This window comes from Bartonella refiksaydamii, from assembly GCF_902652675.1.
Classification (GTDB): domain Bacteria; phylum Pseudomonadota; class Alphaproteobacteria; order Rhizobiales; family Rhizobiaceae; genus Bartonella; species Bartonella refiksaydamii.
The window spans coordinates 1-6635 of record NZ_LR736328.1; the positions used below are offsets into that span (position 1 = coordinate 1).

General features: G+C 36.7%; 9 protein-coding genes and 3 pseudogenes. 5 read left to right on the forward strand and 7 right to left on the reverse strand.

Annotated elements, in window-relative coordinates:
• The 7 genes and pseudogenes from GQO39_RS07850 to GQO39_RS07880 form a co-directional block, all read right to left on the reverse strand.
• A partial coding sequence (locus GQO39_RS07850; RefSeq protein ID WP_198039439.1) for an ERF family protein occupies positions 1-685 on the reverse strand: 685 nt, incomplete at its 3' end.
• Between the two features lie 121 nt (positions 686-806).
• Complete coding sequence (locus GQO39_RS07855) at positions 807-1172, reverse strand: hypothetical protein (protein WP_156851680.1); 366 nt, start codon at positions 1170-1172, stop codon at positions 807-809.
• 15 nt (positions 1173-1187) lie between these two features.
• Positions 1188-1916: pseudogene (locus tag GQO39_RS07860) on the reverse strand (Rha family transcriptional regulator).
• Entirely contained in the window at positions 1909-2343 is a 435-nt protein-coding gene (locus tag GQO39_RS07865) for an antA/AntB antirepressor family protein (protein WP_156851681.1), read from the reverse strand. Before GQO39_RS07865 ends, GQO39_RS07860 begins: the two are co-directional and overlap by 8 nt.
• Positions 2344-2398: 55 nt before the next feature.
• Positions 2399-2773: a hypothetical protein gene (locus GQO39_RS07870; protein WP_156851682.1), complete on the reverse strand. Its 375-nt coding sequence runs from the start codon at positions 2771-2773 to the stop codon at positions 2399-2401.
• A 267-nt stretch (positions 2774-3040) separates the two neighbouring features.
• Complete coding sequence (locus tag GQO39_RS07875; RefSeq protein WP_156851688.1) at positions 3041-3658, reverse strand: LexA family transcriptional regulator; 618 nt, start codon at positions 3656-3658, stop codon at positions 3041-3043.
• Between the two features lie 79 nt (positions 3659-3737).
• The gene (locus tag GQO39_RS07880; RefSeq protein ID WP_156851683.1) at positions 3738-4340 is read right to left on the reverse strand and encodes a S24 family peptidase; all 603 of its coding nucleotides are present in this window, start codon (positions 4338-4340) and stop codon (positions 3738-3740) included.
• A gap of 99 nt (positions 4341-4439) precedes the next feature.
• Between GQO39_RS07880 and GQO39_RS07885 the strand changes: the two genes are divergently transcribed.
• The 5 genes and pseudogenes from GQO39_RS07885 to GQO39_RS08895 form a co-directional block, all read left to right on the forward strand.
• A complete protein-coding gene (locus GQO39_RS07885) occupies positions 4440-4685 on the forward strand; it encodes a helix-turn-helix transcriptional regulator (protein WP_156851684.1) in 246 nt (81 codons plus the stop codon).
• A 72-nt stretch (positions 4686-4757) separates the two neighbouring features.
• The gene (locus GQO39_RS07890) at positions 4758-5150 is read left to right on the forward strand and encodes a hypothetical protein (protein ID WP_439647150.1); all 393 of its coding nucleotides are present in this window, start codon (positions 4758-4760) and stop codon (positions 5148-5150) included.
• Between the two features lie 152 nt (positions 5151-5302).
• Positions 5303-5635, forward strand: a complete 333-nt coding sequence (locus GQO39_RS07895; protein WP_156851686.1) for a dATP/dGTP diphosphohydrolase domain-containing protein — start codon at positions 5303-5305, stop codon at positions 5633-5635.
• Positions 5625-6100 (forward strand): annotated as a pseudogene (locus GQO39_RS07900) (crossover junction endodeoxyribonuclease RuvC). Before GQO39_RS07895 ends, GQO39_RS07900 begins: the two are co-directional and overlap by 11 nt.
• A pseudogene (locus GQO39_RS08895) lies at positions 6093-6635 on the forward strand (YdaU family protein); the annotation flags it as partial. The pseudogenes GQO39_RS07900 and GQO39_RS08895, both read left to right, overlap by 8 nt.

The window sequence follows — 6635 nt, forward strand, 5'->3', positions numbered from 1 at the left end:
GTGCGCTCTGATCAGAGATATCATCAAGCTTTTCAACGTTTGCATAAGAAAGTATTTTGTCTTCTTTTGCTTGGGTTTGTACGATAAGTCTTCTGATTTCATTGATCTGTTGTGGAAAAGCCTTTTTAATAGGTGTGTTCCCATCCGTATCATCATCTTCACTCACGACATTAAGAAGCATACCTAACAGATATCTGCGTGCGTATGTGATTGCAGAACCAACCGATTGTATATTTGATTTGCATCCTTTAGTGTCATAAGGAAACTTTCCTTCTGTTGAGATTTTATTTCCAGATGGATGCGTCAAAGTCATTTCTATAATTATATTGTCTGAACTCTGTTCTTTGATACGAGAAAACAAAGCAAATCGGTGTTTTGCAAGAGTCTTCTTTACAGCATCAATGTACTGATCAAGCGTAGCATATTTGCTGTTTGTATGGGTGTTTGTAGAGTTTTTTTGTATTTTTTGATATTCTATTTGCATATTCGAAAGATCACTGGCAAATCTTTCGTAGTTTTGTCGTTCTATTTCTTCTTCTCGTAAGGCAATGAGACGCTCGAGACGATCCATGTCGACGTCATTTTCTAAGGCTCTGTTTAAAATGCGTTCCATAGCAGTTGGCTTGACTTCACAATCATTCGTTTTTTCTACTAATTCCGTTTGCATGGTACTTAGTTTATTCATCTTGATTTCCTCCATTTGCGTGTAATTTACCCGTGGCGTGAATCACGCTTGTATTAAAAAGTTGTTTGTGGGGTTAGAAACGGCTTATAAAGATACTATAAGATTAGTCGTTCGTATTTTTTCATCTGGTCTTTTCTCCAGTTGAGATGACCTTATCTCCGCCAATCCATTCGTCCGAACATACATCTGCACTACCGTAAATTTTTGCATTACCGTAAATGTGCGCATAATCGTAAACTTGTGCATTACCGTAAACTTCTGCATGACCGTAAACTTGTGCATTTTCGTAAACCTTAGCATCATCATAAACACAAGCATAACCGCCAATCCAGCAATCACCCTCATGAGAGAGGTTGTCTTCTTTTTCGAGATAGCCTCCTAAATCACCTTTCTTTACTTTTCCAAAATCTCTTAATGCACGAATGCGGTGGAGAGTTTTGCCATAAACCTCTGTTGTTTCATCAGTAAGTTCGTATTTCTTTTCCATTATTGCATTCCTTAATTAATGCATGCTTTGTCTTTTAAGCTCTTGAGACAACAGCCCCATGCCTTTTGTTGTGATTTTTGCGCAAGGAATGACTTTTTCTATGTCACTTGCGGTTTGAAGTGTGATGGTTGGACAATCCATAAGTTTCTTTTGGATTTTGTCTTGATAAGGAAGCAAATTTCCACCTGCTGCTCGTCTGTAAACCTAACCTTTTTGCTGTAAGAAGAGAATGAACTGTTTTGGTTGCATCTCTAGTATTTTAGCAACTTCTGTAAGACCGAAGAGTCCGTCATGACGCTGTAAGCTTTCAAGAGCCATTGCCTTTGGTTTTAAATTTGCAATAATGTTATCTTTTTGTTCATTTTCATTTTTGAGATACGTTAAAACACCAAGCATAACTTGAGGGCTTGAGTAGTCGATTTGTGGTATTACTGCTTGCTTTTCCAATTCTTGCCAGCGGTCAATTATTTTTGCTCGTAATGTCATACTGTAACCCGAAACTAAAATAAGGCATTCACGCTTGGGGAGATGATAGCAGTTTTGAGATTTGCCTTGTTTATCTAAATAGGTGGATCCAAATTTGGATTGACCCCCTTCAGGATATAATTCTCCTAACATTTGCCGAATATCACGCATAATATGCGCATGTTGCTTACCGCATAACTCTGCAATTTCACGACTAGACATCGTTTGAACTGTTGTGTTTTGAAAATTGTTTTCAGATGTTGTGATAAAATTATGCATGCTTCACTCCGTCCGTTGTGACAACATTGTCATTGTGCTTAATTTGCTGTCTTAGATGTCTTAAGAAATCTTCTAATGTTTCAGGATTTGAATAATCGATTTTTGAATTTTCCTTTTTTTCGCATTTCAGAAAATATTCACGCACTTGTTTACCTTTGAGACTAGGTTCACAAATGGCAATGTGTTTTGCTGTGTCTAAAGTGAGAGCATAATCTTTAAAAGGATTTCCACGTGAGGAGTTTGATAATTTTTTAGCAGAAAGTACAAAGTCTACATCTTCTCTAAAGCTAAGTTCTTTAATACAGTTTGTTATCCACTTTCTAAACTCGGTTTTTACCTCTAAAAAGGCATGTAAATCACGAGCACTAATAGTTTGAACCTTTTGATGCTGAATAATATTGTATTGAGTAGCAAGAAGCTTTTCCATTACAGACCTCATATTGGTGGGATTGAGAGGGGCGTCTTTAAAACGCCCTTAGAGTTTAAAGCACATCACATGGACGCAACCGGTGTTGCTGTTCATAGGTGCCAAACATTTTATCATTATATTTTTCTTCTGCGATATCGTCTAAAAGCCTGTGGTAAGCATTGCTTTCATAGATATAAGACTGGACTTTGCTGTTCTCATCGAGAAACTCGAAGTTTTCTTTTATATATGCTTCTGCAATATCTTCAGAGATATCTTCGCAACTTTTCTCAGAAGGATTCACACGAAAGATTTGTACGGTATCATCTGCTTCATCAACAATCTCTAAAACTTGGCTTTCATCAAGTGGACCAGACTCTCCAATGTGTTGATCATCCCCGTAGACAACTAATAAAATTTCATCAGAATTAATAAGAATTGGCTTATCCATAATTTCTCCTCCCTATCACCTCTTGGCAATTGTTTGTGCGTGGTTTGTATAATTACTTATACGCAAATGTATAAATATAAGTAAGCAAAAAATCGCATATATTTCATTTTTTTGCATTTTCACTTAAATGCCATCTTCAAAAACAATAGAATTAAAAGTTGATTTTAGAATCAGTAAATGTGCGGTTTACTGGTCAAAATCAATCAAATCCGCTGCAATCGTTGATGGCATCTAATTAATAGTGTGAACAGAGAATCGTATTGATGTTTACATATCAAGAATAGTGCGCCGTACACGACCTATTATAGAGATAGCGCCTTCAAGTTTTGAGTTTTTTATTATTTTATCGTATGAAGCAGGCTGAAAAGGAGGATCATCATTAGGTCTGTATCGTTTATATGTCGCTTGTCCAGATTCATCTGCAATTACATAGCAGGCATTAGGCACAAGTTTTTTGTCTCGCATATTTACAAATATTATAGAATCTGGAGGGCTAATTTTATTCATAGATGCGCCATCTACACGTAAAGCAATCCATTCACCGGCAGGAAGATTAACAGCCTCTGTCATAGGATAATCTGAAAAATCCATTATCCCATCTTGCTCACTTAATTCTCCAGCACTAATCCACGAAATGAGAGGAATACTTATATTGAGGTTAGGACTTTCTTGAGGAGACTCGCCGTACAAAATCCACCCCGGATCTACATTAAATACTTGTCCATAGAGCTCTGCTTTTTGGCGCGAAATACCACGATTTCCATTTTCGTGACTAATTAGGGTATTTTGATTAAGAGCTGGTATAGCGCGCGCAGCTTCGCTTGATGTTACATATCCAGCGTTTTTACGCGCTATTTTAAGTCTATCTTTTGGCAAATAAGTCATCTGTACATTATCCACTATTTTTTGCATCCTTGCTTAAAAGCCATCTTCAAAATAAGAGAATTCAAGGTTGACTTGTGAATTATTTCGTAAGCAAGCGATAAGCTTTACGTGGTAGTATTGAAACTATTTCCCCAATCCATTTTATCTTAACATTTTTAATGGGATCTGCATTCCATGATTTGAGTACAATGCCTTCTGAAGAGCGAGTAATTTGTTTGATGAATCGCCTATTATCTTCTGTTAGAACAATGACTTCATCACCATAATAATCGCTCATTGGCTTTGTTTGCAGATGTTTAACTACGATTAAATCACCATCTTTATACACAGGATACATAGAATTTCCACGAACCACGAAACCTATTGCTTCAAAAGGCAAATCAAATGGTATTTCAATTGTTTCAAGCCCATCTTCTGGAATTTGCTCAACATCGGTGTCAATCTCTAATCCTGCTCCTACGTACCCCATAACAGGAACAAGTGTAGTAATTTGATTATAACCTTTTAAGCTTTTATAAAGTTCTAAAATTGCGTCTCTGTGTGAACCTCTGGGATCTGATTCACTTCCTAACCATCTTGATACGGTTGCTTGGGTTACATTTAGTCTATCGGCAAGATCTTTTTGATTAAGACCAAACTCAGATTGCAATACTTGCAATGTCGCAATGATATTTTTCGTCATAATTAGTTACTTATGATTTTTAAATTAAAAAAATCTATTGTTTTTTTATTATATCCTATACAATTGCGTATATGGTTAAAAATAAGGAGCTTAACTCAAATGGACACAGAGGAAAAATTAAAGATTAAATTTATCCGAAAGTGTTTATCGCTAACACAAAAGGAATTAGCAGATATTTTAGGTGTTAAGCAAGCTTCTGTTTGTCGTTGGGAACAAGGCAAAGGGCTATCTTTAAATAGTTATTTAAAGCTGCAAAAATTGAAAGATAGTTCTAGCTCTATGTCTGCTTTTGTTGCTGCTCCTACAGATAGTAATGAACAGCAACAGCACCCTTCACACTCTTAAAGAAGAAAGATCATGAGAAACGGAATATTGAAGAAGATCTACACACGGATTTGTAGATTAATAGGTTGCAATATGAAAATCGAGAATGGAGATAGATTGGTGAAAGAATTTAGACGGATACCGGATCGTGATTGTAGCGTAGAAGATCTTGTGAAACGACACGAAACTCACACAACAATTCTTAAAAAACGAGAAGAATGGCATAAGTCAAAATTTGATAGTTGGATGAAATGGCATGAAGCAACTCTTGCAGAGCGAGATAAGTCAATTGAACAACAGCAAGTAGTACTTGAAAACCTATCCACTTTAATTAAGCAAAAAAATAAGACACTGTATGAACAAAGATTAAAGTTGGCTTCACAAATGGAGCTAATTGATAAATTAAATAATAAAATCATTTGCTTAATTAACAAAAAAGAAGAACCAAGATTGATCGATTTTATTTTTGCAGGAGAAGTTTTTTAACTTGGGTCATTTGAGCCAAAAATGAGGATTGTTAATTAACAATGAATCATTGGGAGGTTACTTTTTCACAAACATTTTTGCAAGACAGGCAATCACAACACGCTCTGTCATAGCGCACATATAAACGCACAATAGCCTTAAGGGGGATAATCATGGTTTTTAAAGCACATAAAAATGATATTGGGAAACCACGTGTTGATCTTATTCCACCACTCACGTTGCTTGATATTGGTCGTGTTTTGGAGTTTGGAGCAAACAAATACGGTGCGAGCAATTGGCGTCATGGCATGAATTGGAACCGTTTGTATGGAGCTGCTTTACGTCATTTATTAGCATGGTTTGCTGGAGAGAATAAGGACCTTGAAAGCGGATTACCACACTTAGCGCATGCAACTTGCTGTCTTCTTTTCTTAATGGAATGCGAAACACAACAGATTGGTTGTGATAACCGTCCAAAAGAAAGGCGGAAGTATCATGACCACTAACACACACACCATTCTTTGTCTTGATCTAGGCACCAAAACAGGCTGGGCGATATGCGGTGCGGATGGTCGTATAACAAGCGATACAGAAGATTTTCAATCACGTCGTTTTGAAGGTGGGGGATGCGTTACTTGCGCTTTAAGAGATGGCTTACTGAACTAAAGAGGTCCGTTGATAAAATTGATGCGGTGTATTTTGAAGAGGTGCGCCGGCATATTGGTACGGATGCAGCGCATGTGTACGGTGGTTTATTAGGTCACTTAACGGCTTGGTGTGAACAGCATCAGATACCGTATGAGGGCATTCCTGTTGGCACAATTAAGAAGGCAACAACAGGGAAAGGCAATGCCTCAAAAGAAGAAATGATTAAGGCAGTGCGTACAAAAGGACACAATCCGAAAGACGACAACGAAGCAGATGCTTTGGCAATTTTATATTTAATAAAAGAAGGGGATGCGCATGTCTAATGCAATGCCATGGGTAAGATTTTATTTGTATGACTGGATAAGTGGTACAAATGGAATGACATCTGAACAACGGGGGGTTTATATAACCCTTCTCGTTTGCATGTATGAAAAAAAGAACCACTAAAAACAGATTTTCAAACGCTTGCACGCGTTTGTCATTGTTCGCAGAAAAAATTTGCAGCTATTGTCGAATACTTAATGAGGAATGATAAACTTGTTGAGACAGATAATGGATTGTGGAATACGCGCGTTGAAGAAGAGCTGAACGATTTTGCTGATAAAAAAGAGCACATATCGCAAGTTCGTAGTGAAGCTGGTAAAAAAGGTGCACAAGCAAAAAATAATACAAAACAACATGTTAATAATTTTGCTGAAGCAAATGACAAGCAAAACGTTTTTTTTGCTGAAGCAAACGCTAAGCAAAATCAAGCTATAAAGAACCAGAATAAGAATATATATAAAAAAACTAAAACTATCGTTTTAGCAAAAAAAGAAATTGGTTCTGAAAATTTAGAAACAATCGATTTGGTTCAAG

Coding starts and splice junctions, on each gene's coding strand:
- GQO39_RS07870 (WP_156851682.1), bottom strand. CDS start 2,773: ATGGATAAGCCAATTCTTATTAATTCTGATGAAATTTTATTAGTTGTC.
- GQO39_RS07890 (WP_439647150.1), top strand. CDS start 4,758: ATGAAAATCGAGAATGGAGATAGATTGGTGAAAGAATTTAGACGGATA.
- GQO39_RS07855 (WP_156851680.1), bottom strand. CDS start 1,172: ATGGAAAAGAAATACGAACTTACTGATGAAACAACAGAGGTTTATGGC.
- GQO39_RS07880 (WP_156851683.1), bottom strand. CDS start 4,340: ATGACGAAAAATATCATTGCGACATTGCAAGTATTGCAATCTGAGTTT.
- GQO39_RS07875 (WP_156851688.1), bottom strand. CDS start 3,658: ATGACTTATTTGCCAAAAGATAGACTTAAAATAGCGCGTAAAAACGCT.
- GQO39_RS07885 (WP_156851684.1), top strand. CDS start 4,440: ATGGACACAGAGGAAAAATTAAAGATTAAATTTATCCGAAAGTGTTTA.
- GQO39_RS07895 (WP_156851686.1), top strand. CDS start 5,303: ATGGTTTTTAAAGCACATAAAAATGATATTGGGAAACCACGTGTTGAT.
- GQO39_RS07865 (WP_156851681.1), bottom strand. CDS start 2,343: ATGGAAAAGCTTCTTGCTACTCAATACAATATTATTCAGCATCAAAAG.